The 16,955-nt window shown below is 71.9% G+C and carries 15 protein-coding genes; 10 read left to right on the top strand and 5 right to left on the bottom strand.

Annotated elements, in window-relative coordinates:
• Position 1 precedes the first annotated feature (1 nt).
• Positions 2 to 763 carry a SigE family RNA polymerase sigma factor gene (locus EES42_RS04600; RefSeq protein WP_124716779.1) on the top strand — a complete coding sequence of 254 codons (762 nt, stop codon included), beginning with the start codon at positions 2 to 4 and terminating at the stop codon, positions 761 to 763.
• Positions 764 to 895: 132 nt separating this feature from the next.
• On the opposite strand, the gene EES42_RS04595 is transcribed toward EES42_RS04600, so the two are convergent.
• On the bottom strand, positions 896 to 1,603 hold the full coding sequence (locus EES42_RS04595; RefSeq protein WP_124716778.1) for a uridine kinase family protein: 708 nt from the start codon (positions 1,601 to 1,603) through the stop codon (positions 896 to 898).
• 63 nt (positions 1,604 to 1,666) lie between these two features.
• On the opposite strand from EES42_RS04595, the gene EES42_RS04590 reads away from it, so the two are divergent.
• Positions 1,667 to 2,086 carry a hypothetical protein gene (locus EES42_RS04590; protein ID WP_124716777.1) on the top strand — a complete coding sequence of 140 codons (420 nt, stop codon included), beginning with the start codon at positions 1,667 to 1,669 and terminating at the stop codon, positions 2,084 to 2,086.
• A 63-nt stretch (positions 2,087 to 2,149) separates the two neighbouring features.
• Here the strand turns inward: EES42_RS04590 and EES42_RS04585 are convergent, their stop codons facing one another.
• From EES42_RS04585 to deoC, 3 genes are read right to left on the bottom strand one after another with little or no spacing between them, the layout of a single operon-like run.
• A complete protein-coding gene (locus tag EES42_RS04585) occupies positions 2,150 to 3,049 on the bottom strand; it encodes an aldehyde dehydrogenase family protein (RefSeq protein ID WP_124716776.1) in 900 nt (299 codons plus the stop codon).
• Complete coding sequence (locus tag EES42_RS04580; protein WP_124716775.1) at positions 3,039 to 4,478, bottom strand: aldehyde dehydrogenase family protein; 1,440 nt, start codon at positions 4,476 to 4,478, stop codon at positions 3,039 to 3,041. Before EES42_RS04580 ends, EES42_RS04585 begins: the two co-directional genes overlap by 11 nt.
• Positions 4,479 to 4,483: 5 nt before the next feature.
• On the bottom strand, positions 4,484 to 5,446 hold the full coding sequence (gene deoC / locus EES42_RS04575) for a deoxyribose-phosphate aldolase (protein WP_124717414.1): 963 nt from the start codon (positions 5,444 to 5,446) through the stop codon (positions 4,484 to 4,486).
• A 124-nt stretch (positions 5,447 to 5,570) separates the two neighbouring features.
• Between deoC and EES42_RS04570 the strand changes: the two genes are divergently transcribed.
• Entirely contained in the window at positions 5,571 to 6,221 is a 651-nt protein-coding gene (locus EES42_RS04570) for a PH domain-containing protein (protein WP_124716774.1), read from the top strand.
• Between the two features lie 60 nt (positions 6,222 to 6,281).
• Here EES42_RS04570 and EES42_RS04565 read toward each other — a convergent pair whose 3' ends face one another.
• On the bottom strand, positions 6,282 to 7,085 hold the full coding sequence (locus tag EES42_RS04565) for a hypothetical protein (protein WP_206433369.1): 804 nt from the start codon (positions 7,083 to 7,085) through the stop codon (positions 6,282 to 6,284).
• A 210-nt stretch (positions 7,086 to 7,295) separates the two neighbouring features.
• On the opposite strand from EES42_RS04565, the gene EES42_RS04560 reads away from it, so the two are divergent.
• The 7 genes from EES42_RS04560 to EES42_RS04530 all read left to right on the top strand — a co-directional run bounded on the left by EES42_RS04560 (position 7,296) and on the right by EES42_RS04530 (position 16,746).
• Positions 7,296 to 7,676, top strand: coding sequence for a hypothetical protein (locus tag EES42_RS04560; protein ID WP_124716773.1), 381 nt, complete (start codon positions 7,296 to 7,298; stop codon positions 7,674 to 7,676).
• Positions 7,677 to 7,737: 61 nt separating this feature from the next.
• A complete protein-coding gene (pstC, locus tag EES42_RS04555) occupies positions 7,738 to 8,742 on the top strand; it encodes a phosphate ABC transporter permease subunit PstC (RefSeq protein ID WP_206433368.1) in 1,005 nt (334 codons plus the stop codon).
• A 13-nt stretch (positions 8,743 to 8,755) separates the two neighbouring features.
• Positions 8,756 to 9,967 carry a phosphate ABC transporter permease PstA gene (gene pstA, locus EES42_RS04550; protein ID WP_124716772.1) on the top strand — a complete coding sequence of 404 codons (1,212 nt, stop codon included), beginning with the start codon at positions 8,756 to 8,758 and terminating at the stop codon, positions 9,965 to 9,967.
• A gap of 3 nt (positions 9,968 to 9,970) precedes the next feature.
• Positions 9,971 to 11,665, top strand: a complete 1,695-nt coding sequence (gene pstS / locus EES42_RS04545) for a phosphate ABC transporter substrate-binding protein PstS (RefSeq protein ID WP_206433367.1) — start codon at positions 9,971 to 9,973, stop codon at positions 11,663 to 11,665.
• The gene (locus tag EES42_RS04540) at positions 11,662 to 14,106 is read left to right on the top strand and encodes a hypothetical protein (RefSeq protein WP_124716771.1); all 2,445 of its coding nucleotides are present in this window, start codon (positions 11,662 to 11,664) and stop codon (positions 14,104 to 14,106) included. The genes pstS and EES42_RS04540 overlap by 4 nt, the downstream gene beginning before the upstream one ends.
• Positions 14,107 to 14,295: 189 nt before the next feature.
• Positions 14,296 to 15,264: a type 2 periplasmic-binding domain-containing protein gene (locus EES42_RS04535; RefSeq protein WP_206433366.1), complete on the top strand. Its 969-nt coding sequence runs from the start codon at positions 14,296 to 14,298 to the stop codon at positions 15,262 to 15,264.
• Between the two features lie 99 nt (positions 15,265 to 15,363).
• Complete coding sequence (locus EES42_RS04530) at positions 15,364 to 16,746, top strand: Ig-like domain-containing protein (RefSeq protein ID WP_124716770.1); 1,383 nt, start codon at positions 15,364 to 15,366, stop codon at positions 16,744 to 16,746.
• Positions 16,747 to 16,955 lie beyond the last annotated feature (209 nt).

Here is a 16,955-nt window from a genome sequence, read left to right as displayed (position 1 = left end):
GATGAATGCAACTCACAGCACCACCGCAAGCGCAGTTGTCACGCGTCTCCACGACGTCGGCCGGAGTGTCGAGAAGTCCGGCGCCGCGAACGGGCGGGGGTGCGTTCGTGGCGCCGGGCGTCAGCACCTGTCGTACATGACGGTCGTTGACGTGCCTGTGGGGGGCAACGGGGGAAACAACGGGGGCAGCGCGTACGGGGAGGCCACAGGGGAGCGGAAGACCCCGGCGAAGGCCGAGGACGCCGAAGCGGCGTTCACGGCCTACGTCCGGGAGCGCCGCGCCTCCCTGTACGCAACCGCCTACCACCTGACCGGCGACCGGTTCGAGGCCGAGGATCTGCTGCAGAGCGCCCTCTTCTCGACGTACCGGGCATGGGACCGGATCAGCGACAAGGCGGCGGTCGGCGGCTATCTGCGCCGCACCATGACCAACCTGCACATCAGCGCCTGGCGCAGGCGCAAGCTCAACGAGTACCCGACCGAGGAGCTGCCGGAGACGGCGGGCGACACGGACGCGATGCGCGGCACGGAACTGCGCGCCGTGCTCTGGCAGGCGCTGGCGCGGCTGCCGGAACTCCAGCGCACGATGCTGGTCCTGCGTTACTACGAGGGCCGCACCGACCCGGAGATCGCGGCCATCCTCGACATCAGTGTCGGCACGGTGAAGTCCAGCATCTGGCGGTCGCTCCGCCGGCTGCGCGAGGACGAGGTCCTCAGCTTCGGCCGTGACGAGGAGGAGTCCTTCGGCGAGCTGGTGGCCTGAGGCGAGGGGGAACACGGGGGAGAACGGGGCCGCTGCTTCGGGGGAGGCGGCGGAGCACGGGGGAAGTGCTGCGGGGTCGGACGGGCCGGGGGGTCCTGTCCGGCCCCGTTCGCGTGTGTACGGGGAGGACCACTAAGCCGAACCGCGTGCGGCGGTCGCCCGCCGGCACCGCCCCGCCGCCGCGGCGGCCAGTCGGCCCAGGGCCTCCTCCTTGCCGCAGGGATGCGCGCCCAGGGCCGTCTGGCGGGCCACGATCCGGCGCTCCGCGCGCATCAGCCGCCAGCCGCGCCGCAGCAGGAACGGCACCGACTTGCGGCCCTCGCGCAGGTCCCGCAGCAGGCGGCGGCGGAACGTCGTGGTCGGGCGTCCGCGCAGGCAGAGCGCGTCGGCCAGGACGCCGAGTTCCTGGCAACGCTCGACTATGTCCGCCGCGAAGATCCCCTCGGCCACGAACAGCGGTGTGCGCTCGATGTGCAGGGCCTCCCGGTCGACCCGGGAACTGGTGGAGATGTCGTAGACCGGGACGTCGGTGCGCCCGGTGCGGCACAGTTCCATGATCGCGGCGACCGCGGCGTCGGCGTCCCAGGACTGTGCGGAGTCCCAGTCGATGTCCGTACTGCCGGGAACGAGCGGCAGCGTGGGGTCGTCGCCCTCCTTGTAGAAGTCGTCCAGGCGCAGCACCGGCAGGTCGGTGCGGGCGGCCAGGGAGGACTTGCCGGAGCCGGAAGGGCCCGCGAGCAGTACGACGCGGGTCGGGATCGGTTGGGAATTCACAGAACACGAGTGTGAGGCATTGACCCGCACAGGGGATCCCCCGGTGCCCTTGTTGGTATCGAGCATCACACCTCAACTACTCTACGCACTCAGATGATTACTCGATCGTCTCGATCAGGTGGGAATTCCATGGCACGTCATGCACTTTCCAAGTCCCGGCGCCGCGCACTGCTGCGAGCAGGTCTGACCGTCACCGCGATGGGTGCCGCGCTCGGTGCGGGGGGTGCGGCGGCCCAGGCGGCACCGCTGCCCCACGTACCGGTCGTGGGCGCCGACACCGCACTCGGCGAGGCAGGTGACGCCGCCGGTGGTGCGGTGACCGGGGCGCTCGGCCACTCGCTCAGGGGCGGTATCGCCCCGGTGACGCATCTGCGGCTCGACCCGCTGGCCGGCACGGGCACCGACCCGCTGAACAACGCGGTGGGGACGCAGATCGCCGACTTCAAGCCGCTCTCCACGGCCGCCGTCACCGACCCGGTGACCAGCGGTGGCGCGCTGAAGGACCTGCCGGTGGTCGGGCCGGCGGCGCAGGCGCTGCACGGCGGCTGAGCAGTCGGGAACGGCCTGTTCCTCCGGGTGCCGGAGGAACAGGCCGTTGCCGTGCGGGGGGCGTCAGTACGAGGAGCCCGAGACGCCGAGGGCGCCCGTCGGGTGCCAGACCGTCTTGGTCTCCAGGAAGGCCGTCAGGCGATGGGTGCCCGGATCGGCCGTCCAGTCCGCGGCGCCGTCCACAGGCTGTGGACGCAGGACGCGCTTCAGGTTGTCGGCCGCCGCGATCTCCAGCTCCTTCGCGAGCCCGGTGTCCGCGCCCGTCAGGTCGATGGCGTTGACGTCCTGGTGGGAGGCGAGCGGTGTCGCGATCTCCGCCGTCCTGCCGGACAGGACGTTCACCACGCCGCCCGGCAGGTCGGAGGTGGCCAGCACCTCGCCCAGGGACAGGGCCGGGAGCGGAGAGTCCGCCGAGGCGATGACGACGGCGGTGTTGCCGGTCGCGATCACGGGGGCGATCACCGAGACCAGGCCCAGGAACGACGACTCCTGCGGGGCCAGGACCGCGACCACGCCGGTCGGCTCGGGGGTGGACAGGTTGAAGAACGGACCCGCGACCGGGTTCGCCCCGCCCACGACCTGGCCGATCTTGTCGGTCCAGCCCGCGTACCAGACCCAGCGGTCGATCGCCGCGTCCACGACGGCCGCCGCCTTGGACTTCGACAGGCCCTCCGCGTCCGCCACTTCCCGTACGAACTGGTCCTTGCGGCCCTCCAGCATCTCCGCGACGCGGTAGAGGACCTGGCCGCGGTTGTACGCCGTGGCGCCCGACCAGCCGCCGAACGCCTTGCGGGCGGCCACGACCGCGTCGCGCGCGTCCTTGCGGGAGGACTGGGGGGCGTTCGCCAGCCACTTGCCCTTCGAGTCCGTCACCTCGTACACCCGGCCGCTCTCGGAGCGGGGGAACTTGCCCCCGACGTACAGCTTGTAGGTCTTGAAGACGCTCAGACGGTTATCGGACATCGAGGTACGCCTCCAGGCCGTGACGGCCGCCTTCGCGGCCGAAGCCCGACTCCTTGTAACCGCCGAAGGGCGAGGTCGGGTCGAACTTGTTGAACGTGTTGGCCCAGACGACGCCCGCCCGGAGCTTGTTCGCCACCGCGAGGATGCGGGAGCCCTTCTCCGTCCAGATGCCGGCCGAGAGGCCGTACTGGCTGTTGTTGGCCTTGGCGACCGCCTCGTCGGGCGTGCGGAAGGACAGCACCGACAGCACCGGGCCGAAGATCTCGTCGCGCGCGATGGTGTGCGCCTGGGTGACGTTGGTGAACAGCGTCGGGGCGAACCAGTACCCGGCGGAGGGGAGTTCGCAGGGGGCACTCCAGCGCTCGGCGCCCTCCGCCTCGCCCGTCTCGGTGAGCGCGGTGATCCGGGCGAGCTGCTCCGCGGAGTTGATCGCGCCGATGTCGGTGTTCTTGTCCAGCGGGTCGCCCAGCCGGAGCGTGGTCAGCCGGCGCTTCAGCGCGTCCAGCAGCTCGTCCTGGACGGACTCCTGGACCAGGAGCCGGGATCCCGCGCAGCAGACCTGGCCCTGGTTGAAGAAGATGCCGGTGACGATGCCCTCGACGGCCTGGTCGATCGGGGCGTCGTCGAAGACGATGTTGGCGCCCTTGCCGCCCAGTTCGAGGGTGACCTTCTTGTCGGTGCCGGCGACCTGGCGGGCGATGGCCTTGCCGACCGCGGTCGAGCCGGTGAACGCGACCTTGTTCACGTCCTCGTGCTCGACGAGGGCGGCGCCCGCGTCCCCGTACCCGGGAAGGATGTTCACGACACCCTTGGGCAGGCCCGCCTGGCGGCAGATGTCCGCGAAGAACAGCGCGGAGAGCGGGGTCGTCTCGGCGGGCTTGAGGACCACCGTGTTGCCGGTGGCGAGCGCCGGGGCGATCTTCCAGGCGAGCATCAGGAGGGGGAAGTTCCAGGGGATGACCTGGCCCGCGACGCCGAGGGGGGCCGGGTTCGGGCCGTAGCCCGCGTGGTCCAGCTTGTCGGCCCAGCCCGCGTAGTAGAAGAAGTGCGCGGCGACGAGGGGGAGATCGGCGTCCCTCGTCTCCCTGATCGGCTTGCCGTTGTCGAGGGTCTCCAGGACGGCGAGCTCGCGGCTGCGCTCCTGGATGATCCGGGCGATCCGGAAGAGGTACTTGGCGCGCTCGGAGCCGGGCAGCGCCGACCACTTCTCGAACGCCCGGCGGGCCGCCTTCACGGCCCGGTCGACGTCGGCCGCACCGGCCTGCGCGACCTCGGAGAGCACCTCCTCGGTGCTCGGCGACACCGTCTTGAAGACCTTGCCGTCGGCCGCCTCGGCGAACTCGCCGTCGATGAACAGCCCGTACGAGGGCGCGATGTCGACGACCGCGCGCGACTCGGGGGCGGGGGCGTACTCGAATGCAGATGCCATGGGGATCAGTCCACCGTCACGTAATCGGGGCCGGAGTAACGGCCGGTGCTGAGCTTCTGGCGCTGCATCAGCAGGTCGTTCAGCAGGCTGGAGGCGCCGAACCGGAACCAGTGGTTGTCCAGCCAGTCCTCGCCCGCGGTCTCGTTCACCAGCACCAGGAACTTGATCGCGTCCTTGGAGGTGCGGATGCCGCCGGCCGGCTTCACGCCGATCTGTACGCCGGTCTGCGCGCGGAAGTCGCGCACGGCCTCCAGCATCAGCAGGGTGTTGGCGGGCGTGGCGTTCGTCCCGACCTTGCCGGTCGAGGTCTTGATGAAGTCGGCGCCCGCCAGCATGCCGAGCCAGGAGGCGCGGCGGATGTTGTCGTACGTGGACAGCTCGCCGGTCTCGAAGATCACCTTCAGGCGGGCGTCGGGGCCGTCGGCCCGCGCGCACTCGGCCTTCACGGCGAGGATCTCCTCGTACACCTTCAGATAGCGGCCGGAGAGGAAGGCGCCCCGGTCGATCACCATGTCGATCTCGTCGGACCCGGCGGCCACGGCGTCACGGACGTCCGCGAGCTTCACGTCGAGCGCGGCGCGGCCGGCCGGGAAGGCCGTGGCCACGGAGGCCACCTTCACGCCGGAGCCGGCCAGTGCGGCGACGGCGGTCGCCGCCATGTCGGGGTAGACGCAGACCGCCGCGGTGCGCGGGGTCGTGCGGTCGGTCGGGTCGGGGTTGACGGCCTTGGCGGCGAGGGCCCGGACCTTGCCCGGGGTGTCCGCGCCTTCCAGCGTCGTCAGGTCGATCATCGAGATGGCGAGGTCGATGGCGTACGCCTTGGCCGTCGTCTTGATCGAACGGGTTCCGAGGGACGCGGCGCGCGCTTCGAGGCCGACGGCGTCGACGCCGGGCAGCCCGTGCAGGAAGCGGCGCAGCGCACTGTCGGACGCGGTCGCGTCGGAGAATGCGGGAGCAGTGGTGGGCATGGTCACCAGGGGAGCATATCTACGCGCGTAGCGACCTGTACAGGGGGACCACCTCTCCGCGCGGGACGCGGTTCCGGGGCGGCCGCCCCGGCGCCCCGCCGGCCCGTCAGGCAGAATCGGGCCCATGACGAGCCCCACACCACCCGCCGAGCCGGTCTACGCCGACCGGACCTTCCGCTCGCCCGCCGGGATGGTCGGGGGCGTCCTGCTGCTCCTGCTCATCTGCTGGATCGGCGGGGACGCAGCGTTGCGGGGCGAGGGCCGGGTGCCGTGGCTGGCGCTCGCCGGACTGCTCACCGCGGTGCCGATGGTCGTCGCGTTCACACTGCGGCCGGTGGTGCTCGCCAACGAGCACCGCATCCGGATCCGCAACCCGTTCCGGACGATCAGCCTGCCGTGGACCGAGGTATCGGACCTGCGGGCCGGTTATTCGTGCGAGCTGTTCACCGAGGGCGGTGCCAAGTACCAGCTCTGGGCGGTGCCGGTGTCGCTGCGGCAGCGGAAGAAGGCGGCCCGGCAGCAGTCCCGGCGGTCGCTGGACGACCCGTACGACCGCACGTCCGTGCACGCCGACGTCCGCGACACCAAGGCCCGGATGGCGACGGCCGACCAGACCATGGCGGACCTGCGCGAACTGGCGGAGCGGGCGAAGACGGGCGGCGCGGCCGCCGGGGAGTCCGCCGAGTCGTCGGTGTCGGTGCGCTGGGCGTTCGAGGTGATCGCGCCGACGGTGGTGGGCGCGCTGCTGCTGGTGGTGCTGCTCGCGACCGGCTGAGACCGGATCCGACGAAGCCCGCACCGGTCCGCCGGTGCGGGCTTCACCCGTGTTCGGGACCTACTTGACGTCGACGTAGTCCCCGGCGGCGGTCGCGCCGCCCGTCGTCGACGTCTCGCCGAAGGTCCAGCGCCAGTAGCCGTCCGCGGACGCCTTGACCGTGGTCTTCAGGCTGCCCGTGGAGCTCGCCCTGACGATCTTCACCGTGGAGTAGGTGCTGGTGCCCGCCTTGCGGAACTGCAGCTTCGCTGCCTTGCCGCCGTAACCGGTGTAGGAGTGCTTCACCCAGTCGGCGCGCGTGAGCCGTCCCGTCACGGTGAGCGTCTTCCCCTTCGCCACCGGCTCGGGCGAGGCGTTGACGCTCGCCCGCGCCGCGCGCTTCACCTGCGCGGTGCCGAGGGCGGGCAGGTACTCCTGGCTCTTCGGCTGCCCGTTGGAGCCCCAGATGCGGGCGGCCGCGCCGACCTTCCAGGTCGTGGCGTCGTTGTTCGAGTCCAGGGTGTAGCGCGGCTCGATGTACAGCTCGCCCTTGCAGTCGGCGGCGCGCGAGCCGTCCTCGTAACAGGTCATGCTGCTCAAGTAGATGCCGCCGTGGTCGGCACCCTTGCTCGCCGTGGTGTCGTGGTACAGGTACGGACTCGCCTCCACGTCGGAGAGCGAGTGGCCCGCGGACCACGTGACGTGGAAGCTGACACTCGGAAGCTTCTCCGCGGTGGTGCCCACGACGACGGGCCTGCCCGAGTTGACGACCATCTTCGACACCGTGATCCCGGTGTCGGCGGCTTCCGCGGCCGGTGCGGTGAACGCCGCAAGGGCGAGCGCTCCCGCGAGGACGGCCACGGTGCCGGTTCTGCCTGTGCGCATGCACGGCCTCTCACTGGTAGGTATGCGAGTCGCCGCAGACTACCGCCCCGGCACCGGGCGGAACGGCCCCGTGTATGCCGGGCGCACTAGGGGCAACTTCCGCGTGAAAGCCGACCGCTGCGGCGGTTTCCGGTCCCGGCGGCCAGGCCCCTCTCCATACATTGCGCGTGCCGCCCGACTTCCGAAGCGGGCGGCGGGGGGTGGGACGAGATGACGGACGAAGGCGGTTCCGGCAGAGCGGACGCCACTGGCGCGCGCTGCCGCATAGACATCGACACGGACGGCGGCTACGGCTGGCGGATGATCGCGCAGAACGGACGGGTGGTCGCGGTCTCCGCGCTCTCGTACGGCGGGCACGGCGAATGCCGGGCCGCCTTCGAGGAATTGTGCGCAGGGCAGCACGGGCTGACGGGCGGGGTGCAGCACACGCCCGGCGGCAACGGCTGGATGTGGTTATTGCGGGACCGGGACGGACGGGCCACCGTCGTCTCGGCACGGGCCTACGAGCGCCATTCGACCTGCCGGGCCGCGTACGAACGGTTCCGCGCGCTGCTCACCGAGATGGGAGGCGTCACCGGAAGTTGCCTTTAGGGCACACCTCATTCACATCTCGGTGCGGGCGTGTCCATGACGCGGCAGCAGCGTCGACCGCGTGACGAGAGATACGAGTGGGACCGCGGTGCGGGACGCGCCGCGGCGGCTGTACGCGGATCCGGGGCTGCCCGACCGCGTGTTCAGGGGCGTCGCCCGCGGCGGCGGCGGGCTGGTGCTCGCGGTCATGCTGCTGGTCGGCGGATTCCTGCTCTACCGGGCCTGGCAGGCGCTGTCCCGGGCGGGCTGGTCGTTCCTGACGACCGAGGCGTGGGAGCCGGACGCCGGCCGCTTCGGGATCGCCGCCGTGCTGGTCGGGACGGTGCTCATCGCGCTGGTGGCCGTCGCCGTCGCCGTACCGCTGGCGGTCGGCGGGGCGCTGTACATCTCCGAGTACGCGCCGCCCCGGCTGCGCCGCACGCTGATCAGCGTCGTCGACCTGATGGCGGCCGTGCCGTCGGTCGTCTACGGGCTGTGGGGGCTGTTCTTCTTCGAGGGGCAGATCCTCCCCACTGCCCGGTGGATCGCGACCTACCTGGGCTGGATCCCGCTCTTCCGGGTGGACGGCGCCGACCCGTCCGACCCGCTGGCACCGGAGAGCGTGTACACCTCCTCCACGCTGGTCGCGGGGGTCGTCGTGGCGCTGATGGTCGCGCCGATCGCCTGCTCGGTGATGCGCGAGGTGTTCTCGCAGGCGCCGGCCGGTGAGCGCGAGGGCGCGTACGCGCTGGGCGCCACCCGCTGGGGCATGATCCGCAGTGTCGTCCTGCCGTTCGGCAAGGGCGGCATGATCGGCGGCACCATGCTGGGCCTGGGCCGGGCCCTGGGCGAGACCATCGGGGTCTACCTGATCATCTCGCCGGTCTTCGAGATCCAGTGGCACGTGGTGCAGAGCGGGGCGAGTTCGGTCGCCGCGCTGATCGCCCTGCGCTACGGCGAGGCCAGCGAATTCGGCATGTCGGCCCTGATGGCCGCGGGCCTCGCGCTCTTCCTGATGACGCTCGTCGTCAACTTCGCGGCGTCGTCGATCGTCGCCCGCAGCCGGTCCGGCGCGGCGAGCGAGTGAGGGGATCCAGCAGATGACCATCGCACCCGAGAGGCCCGCCGCCACCGCGGAACGGGCCGTGCCGGTGGGGGAGCGGCAGCGCTCCCCGACCCTGCTGCGGGCCACCGACGTGTACGCGCTGCTCGGTGCCGCGGCCGCCGCCCTGTCGATCACCTGGCTGCTGTTCGCCCGGCTGCTGCCGTTCAGCGGCACCATCGGCTTCCTGGCCGTGGCGTACGGGCTGTTCCTCGCCCTGTACGCCCTGCTGGTCTCGTTCGACGAGAGCGGTCCCGCGGTACGGGACCGGCTGGCCGCCGTCGTGGTGCAGAGCCTCGGCCTGGTCATGGTCGTCGCGCTCGGCTTCGTCGTCGTGTTCACCCTGTGGGAGGGCCGCAAGGCGCTGCCGCACCTGAACTTCTTCACCCAGGACATGGCCGAGGCCGGCCCGCTGGACCCGCTCTCGGCCGGCGGGATCCTGCACGCGATCCTCGGCACGCTGGAGCAGATCACCGTCGCGCTGGCCCTGACCGTGCCCACCGGCATGGTCTGCGCGGTCTTCCTCAACGAGGTGCCGGGCCGCTTCGCCCGGTTCGTACGGACCGTCGTCGAGGCGATGACCGCGCTGCCGTCGATCGTCGCGGGGCTGTTCGTCTACGCGACGGTGATCCTCGCCCTCGGCTTCGACCGGTCCGGGCTGGCCGCCTCGCTCGCGCTCGCCGTGATGATGCTGCCGATCATCATCCGGGCGGCGGACGTGGTGATCCGGCTGGTGCCGGGGACGCTGCGGGAGGCCTCGTACGCGCTCGGCACCTCGCGCTGGCGCACCGTCTGGCACGTGGTGCTGCCGACCGCGCGGTCCGGGCTGACCACCTCCGTCATCCTCGGCACCGCGCGCGGCATCGGCGAGACCTCGCCGGTGCTGCTGACCGCCGGATTCACCGCCGAGATCAACGGCGATCCGCTGTCGGGGCCGCAGGTCTCGCTGCCGCTCGCCACCTTCGAGTTCGTCAAGTCGCCCGAACCCACGATGATCGCCCGCGGCTTCGGCACGGCCGCCGTCCTGATGGCGCTGGTCCTCGTGCTGTTCGTCGTCGCCCGCGTCATCGGCGGCCGCGGACCGGGCCGGCTGACCAGGCGCCAGGAGCACCGCCGGGTCCAGGCGTCGAGACGTGACGCCGAACGCTTCGCCGCCCGGTCCGGGCGGGCCGCGCCCCGGGACACACCCATGGATACGAGGAGTGAGTGACCAGTGAGACCGGCAACCGTCTCCCGACTGACCATGGCGGTGGCGGCACTGGTGTGCGCGCTGCTCGCCCTCCAACCGGCGACCGCCCGCGCCGCCTCGTACACGAAGATCAGCGGCGGCGGCTCCACCTGGAGCTCCAACGCGCTCGACCAGTGGCGCCGCAACGTCGCCGCCAACAGCGGCATGACCGTCAACTACTCACCGGTCGGCTCCTCGGTGGGCCGTGAGCAGTTCAAGAACGGCACCGCCGACTTCGCCGTCTCCGAGATCCCGTACGGACTGACCGAGTCCGGGATGCGGGACGCGCCGCCGAAGCGCGGATACGCGTACATGCCGATCGTGGCCGGCGGCACGGCCTTCATGTACAACCTGCGGATCGGCGGCCGGAAGGTCACCAACCTGCGGCTCTCCGGCGAGGTCGTCACCAAGATCTTCACCGGCACGCTCACGATGTGGAACGCCCCCGAGATCCGGGCCGACAACCCCGGTCTGGTGCTCCCGGCCCGCCGCATCATCCCCGTCGTGCGCTCCGACGGCTCCGGCACGACCGCCCAGCTCACCACCTGGCTCGCCAAGGAGCACAGCGGGCTCTGGGACGCGTACTGCAGGCGCGCCGGGCGCTCCACGCCGTGCGGGATGACCTCGTACTTCCCCGTGGTGCCCGGCTCCTCGACGATCGCCAAGTCCGGTTCGCTCGGCGTCTCCGGCTACACCAAGCAGGGGCACGCCGAGGGAGCGATCACCTACGTCGAGTACTCGTACGCCATCAAGACCGGCTTCCCGGTGGCGAAGGTGCTCAACGCCTCCGGCTACTACGTCGAACCGACCGCGTCCAGCGTCGCCGTGGCGCTGATGAAGGCCCGGATCAACGAGGACAAGAACTCCGAGAACTACCTCACCCAGATCCTCGACGGGGTCTACCGCTCGGCCGACCGCCGCACCTACCCGCTCTCCTCCTACAGCTACATGATCGTGCCCACCAAGGCCGAGTCGCCGTTCACCACCGCCAAGGGGAAGACGCTGGGCTCCTTCGCCAACTACTTCCTCTGCGAGGGCCAGCAGCAGGCCGAGGAGCTCGGCTACTCGCCGCTGCCCAAGAACCTCGTCGAGGCCGGATTCACCCAGGTCCGCAGGATCCCGGGCGCCCCGTCCGCGGACATCGACATCAAGAGCTGCCGCAACCCCACGTTCTCCTCCGACGGCTCCAACACCCTTGCCAGGAACGCCCCGTACCCCAAGGCCTGCGACAAGCGCGGCACCACGCAGTGCGCGGACGGCACGGCAGGCGCCAAGCAGCAGACCCGGGTGAACTCCGGTGCCGACGGCGGCGGTTCCGGTGGCGGCACCGGGGGCGCCGGCGGCACGGGTGCCGCGGGTGGCAAGGGCGGCGCCGGGACCGCGGGGGCCTCGGGCGGCTCCACCGGTACGGACGGGGCGTCCGGCGCCGCGACGGGCGGCGGCGGCGCGGCCTCGGGCGCCGTCGACCCCGACACCGGCGAGCCGATCGAGGGGTCGGCCGGGGGCGGGGACGCCTCCGTCGTCGGCAACCCGGTCACCCTCGCCGCCGGCGGCTCACCCGGGCTGCGCGGCGTACTGATGGCGCTCTCCGCCGTACTGCTCCTCGGCGTGGTCGTCGGGCCCCCGCTCACCGCGCGTGCCCTCGCCGCACGCAACCGTCGCAAGGAAGGGCCGCGATGACCCACGTACGACACACCCGTCGGCGCACCGTCACCGGCACCGCGGCGCTGCTCGCCGCGCTGCTGGCCGCCCTGCTGCCGCTGCCCGCCACCACGTCCCCCGCCGAGGCGGCGGCGGGCTCGGCGGTGACGGTGACCGGCCGCAAGGGCCCGTACGACGACTTCTCGAAGCTCAAGGTCACCGTCCACCAGACCGAACAGCTGCGCGGCCAGGGAGTACAGATCACCTGGACCGGCGGCAGGCCGACACAGGACGGCTTCACCTACGACTACCTCCAGATCATGCAGTGCTGGGGCGACGACCCCGGCGGGCCCACGCGCGAGCAGTGCCAGTTCGGCGCCCAGGGCAACGGCGGGCAGGGCGGCAACTGGACCGCGCTGCGCCAGATCGGGGCGGGCGCGGCCGACCCGGCCGAGAAGGAGTACGTGGGCAACGGATCCGGCGAGTCGTACGTACCGTTCCGCCCCGCCGACGGTGGACCGCGGACCACCGGGTCGCGCGACTGGACCTACTTCAGTTCGATCGACTCCAACGAGGAGCCCTACGCCGTCACGCACGCGGACGGCACCGGCGAGTTCACCTTCCAGATGCAGTCCGGGCAGGAGGCCTCCCAGCTCGGCTGCGGCGAGCGGGTGAAGCGCTCCGGCCGGACAGGGCCTCGCCCCTGCTGGCTCGTCGTCGTACCGCGCGGCGGACACGACGTGGACGGCGGCACCGGCTCCAACCACCGGCTGGAGACCTCACCGCTGACCACCTCCAACTGGGCCCAGCGCCTCGTGGTGCCGCTGCACTTCCAGCCGGTCGGCAACACCTGCCCGGCCGACCGCGCCGAGCGCCGGGTGACCGGGTCCGAGCTGGTCACCGAGGCGATCAGCTCCTGGCAGTCGACCCTCTGCGCGGGCGCCGGCAGCGCGAAGTTCGCGTTCAGCCAGAGCGGTGAGGCGAGCGCACGGGACACCCTCGCCCGGCCCACCCCGGGCTCCCCGCACCTCGCCTTCACCGTCGATCCGCTGCTCCCGCCGCAGGAGGGCACCGCCGGGAGCGCGGTGCACGCGCCGGTGGCGGTGAGCGGACTGGTGGTCGGCTTCTTCGTCGAAATGCCGGACTCCGGCCGGCTCGCCTCGATGAAACTCACCCCGAGACTGCTCGCGAAAATGCTCACCTCGTCCTACCAGAAGGACGTGGTGAGCCGGAGCAGGACCGCCCCCGAACACATCAAGGACAATCCGCTCAGCCTCTTCCACGACGAGGAATTCAAACAGCTCAATCCGGCTTTCAAGGACTGGGTTCCCTATCTGGCTCCGTCCAGCATCATGGTGCAGCTGGAAAGCTCCGACACCACCGCAATGCTGTGGAAGTGGCTGCGGTCCGACACCGAGGCACGGCAATTCCTGGCCGGTACCCCCGACCCCTGGGGCGCGAAGGTCAACCCGTACTTCAAGGAGCTGCACCTGGACACCGACACCGGTGTCGACGACTTCCCGAAGGCCGACCCGACCCGTACGACCGTGACCGTCGGCGAGGAGTCCCTGGAGTACGGGACCACCGAGATCGCCCCGTACGTCCAGGACATGCACGAGGGCGCGCTGCGCACCCGCCGGGGCAACAACGGATCCACCACCACCGCGGCCGCCGGGGGCAACGGCTCCCCGGCCAAGCTGGTCAACACGCCCCCGCTGGCCGGGCAGCGCATGGTGCTCGCGATCGTCGACGCCGCCTCCGCCGCCCGCTACGGACTCCAGACCGCCTCCCTGCGCAACGCCGACGGCGCCTTCGTCGCCCCGACCCCCGCCTCGCTGCTCGCCGGTGTCGCCGCGATGAAGGACTCGTCCCGGCCGGGCGTGCTCGCACCCGACCCGGCCCGCGCCCGGGGCGGGGCCTATCCCCTGGCCTCCGTCGTCTACGCGGGCGCCTACACCGGCACCCCGGCGGCCGAGCGCAAGGACTTCGCCGGACTGATCCGTTACGCGGCGCGGGCCGGCCAGACCCCGGGCGCCGCGGCCGGGCAGCTGCCGCCCGGATACGCGCCGCTGCCCGCCGCCCTGCGCGCCCGGGCACTCACCGCGGCGGACCGGCTGGAGCACGCGAAGAGCACGGCCGGGGACTCCGGCGACGGCGGACCGGAAGGCTCCGGCAACGCCGGTTCCGCCGGCGGCCAGGCCGCGGGAGCGGACGGCGGCGCGGGCGGTCCGGGCGGCGGTGCCGGCGGCTTCGGCGGGGACGGCGCGAACCCCGGCACGGGGGACAGGGCGGCGAACCGGGCGGACCTCGACGGTTCCGACCGGCAGAACACCGCCCACTCCGGCGGCCTGACCCCCGACACGGTCCTCGGAGTCGTCCGCTGGGTGCTGATCGGAGTGCTGCTCGCGGGCGGCGTCGCGGGCCTTTCCGGGCCCATTGCGCTCCGCCTTTCCGTACGGAAATCCGTCCGGGCCGGCTGAGTTCTCCAGGTGTCACCTCGTAAAGCATTTCGTAACCTGAACAACCGTCGCCGTTGGTGGCCGCCGGAGACCGGATACGGAAAAGTCATCGGTGGCCGGTCGACGGGCCGGTGGAAAAAGAATTCAGAATTCTGCTTGAGCGTCCATTCCTTCCATTCCTCGTTTCCGTATGCACGGAGGAGAACAGAAGTGAACGTCAAGTCCCGCGCACGCATCGGTGCCGTTGTCGGTACCGCCGCCCTCGCCCTCGGCGCCATGGCGGCCCCCGCCTCGGCGGACCCGGCCCCCGGCAACTACCGGGTCCTCGCCGGTGTCGGCTCGGACACCACCCAGGACGTCGTGAACGGCCTCGGCACCGCCGTCGACAGCGGCGCGCTGATCGCCTCGTACAACGCCCTCGGCACGGCGACGGTCAAGACCCGCGCCACCGGCTGCCAGATCGCCCGGCCCAACGGCTCCTCGGCCGGCATCAACGCGCTGCGCAACGCCGTCGACAACAACACCGGCTGTCTGGACTTCGCGCGCTCCTCGCGCGGCGTCGCGGACACCTCGTCCACCGACCTGACCTGGATCCCGTTCGGCAAGGACGCGGTCACCTTCGCGGTCCGCTCCGACAGCGCCCTGCCCAAGGCGCTCACCAAGGCGCAGCTCGTCTCGGTCTACACCTGCCAGACCACGTCCCTCAACGGTGTGGCGCTCACCCCGCTGCTGCCCCAGTCCGGCTCCGGCACCCGGTCCTTCTTCCTGGGCCAGCTGGGCCTCACCGAGTCCACCTTCGGCTCCTGCGTCGACGACACCGTCCAGGAGCACAACGGCGAGGCGCTGGACAGCGCGGGCGACATCGCCCCTTACTCCGTCGCCCAGTACATCGCGCAGAGCAACGAGCCGGGCGACGTCGTCGACCGGCGCGGCGCCTCCGTGCTCGGCTCGGTGAACGGTGTCGCCCCGCGCAACGCGGACGGCACCCTCAACACCGCCTTCCCCTTCAACCGTGACGTCTACAACGTCGTTCCGACCGCCAAGCTCACCGACCCGACGATCGCCGCCACCTTCGTCGGCTCCTCCTCCAAGGTCTGCGCGCAGAGCGGCGTGATCGCCACGTACGGCTTCGGCACCATCGCCGGCTGCGGCAGCACCGCCCTCCGGGGCGAGAGCTGACCACCACTCCCTGACCGCGCCACGGCCGGGCACCCCCAGGGTGTCCGGCCCCCCGGCGTACCCGCCACCACCACGCATCCCACTGGGGGACCGACCACCATGAGACACCTCGCACCACCGAGAACACCCGCCGCGCTGCAGCTGTGCTGCTCGCTCCTGCTCGCCGCGGCGGCCGCGGTCCTCGCCCTCGCGCCGACGGCCCGCGCCGCGGACGCGCTGGGCCGGCTGACGCTTCCGGTCACGTCGGGGAAGACCACCGACAACCCGGCCTTCCCCAAGGTGAGCACCGACGGCGCCTGCCCCGCCGAGAACGCGCAGCAGGTCTCACTGGTCCTGGCCAAACCGGCCGGCGGCACGGGCACGCTGGGCAAGACGGCCGTCGGCGCCCCGTTCGACCAGGGGCCGTTCAGCGCCGACATCCCCGCCGGGAAGTCGCTCGAATCCCTGCTGCGGAGCTGGATCCCGACCGGATCGCTGGACGGTACGTACGACATCCGGCTGATGTGCCGCGACGCCGGCAACGTGGGCGGCAAGTACTTCCCCGCGAAGATCCAGGTGACGGGTGACTCCTGGGCCGTCCAGGAGGCCGCGGCCACCACGACCGCGCTCACCGCCACCCCCGCGGCCACCGCCCCCGCCGGAGCCGCGATCACCCTGAAGGCCGCCGTCACACCCCCGGCCGCCGCGGGGAAGGTGGTCTTCCTGGACGGCACCACCGAGCTGGGCCGGGCCGATGCCGCCTCCGGCGCCGCCGGGTTGAGCACGAAGGCGCCGGCCCCGGGCGCGCACACGTTCACCGCGAAGTTCCTCCCGGCGGACTCCGCCGCGTACGCCGAATCCGTCTCCGCCGCCGTGCCGTACACCGTCACCGAGGCCGGCTCCTCGCCCTCCCCGGACCCCAGCGACACCGGCAGCCCCACCCCGGGCACGCCCGCCGATCTCGACGTCACCGACGCCGACGGCAAGGCCCTGGAGGTCAACCCGACGCTCACCGCGGGGCAGCAGGTCCTCATCACCGCCCGCGGCTACACCAGGAGCGCCAAGGTGAAGGTCACCCTCGCCGACAGCGAGGCCGTCCTGCCCGACGCCACCGCGAACGCCGAAGGGACCGTCTCCGCCTACGCGTTCACCGTCCCGGCGAAGATCGAGGACGGCTCGTACACCCTCACCCTCGCCGAGCCCGGCACCGGCGGCCACAGCGTCGAGTTCCTCTTCGCGATCGGTGACGCACCGGGCCCCGACCCGGGCCCGAGCGACTCCGCGGACACCGACGACGGCGGTACGACGGACGGTGCGGACGGCGGGAACGGCGGGAACGGCGGTACCACCACCGGCGGTTCGGGCGGCGGGGACACCGCCACCGGCCCGCTCGCCGCGACCGGCACCAGCGCGCTCGCGCTCGGCGCGACGGCGCTCGCGCTCTGCGGCCTCGGCACCGCGTTCGTGATGCACACCCGCCGCAAGGGCCTGCTCCGGTTCTGACGTACGGGGGCGGGGGCCCCGGCCCCCGCCTGCCCGTACCGGCACCCGTACCGGCACCCGTACCGGCACCCGTACCGGCACCCGTACCGGCACCCGTACCGGCACCCGTACCGGCACCCGTGCCAGCACCCGCCCCGCACCCCATCCCGCCCCGACGAGGAGCGCATCCGACGTGACGACCGTGCTGACCCCGCCGCCACCGGTGCCCC

The organism is Streptomyces sp. ADI95-17 (genome assembly GCF_003846175.1).
Taxonomy (GTDB): Bacteria; Actinomycetota; Actinomycetes; order Streptomycetales; family Streptomycetaceae; genus Streptomyces; species Streptomyces sanglieri.
Note: the sequence above shows the minus strand (reverse complement) of the source record. Positions and strands in the feature narration are given on the sequence as shown.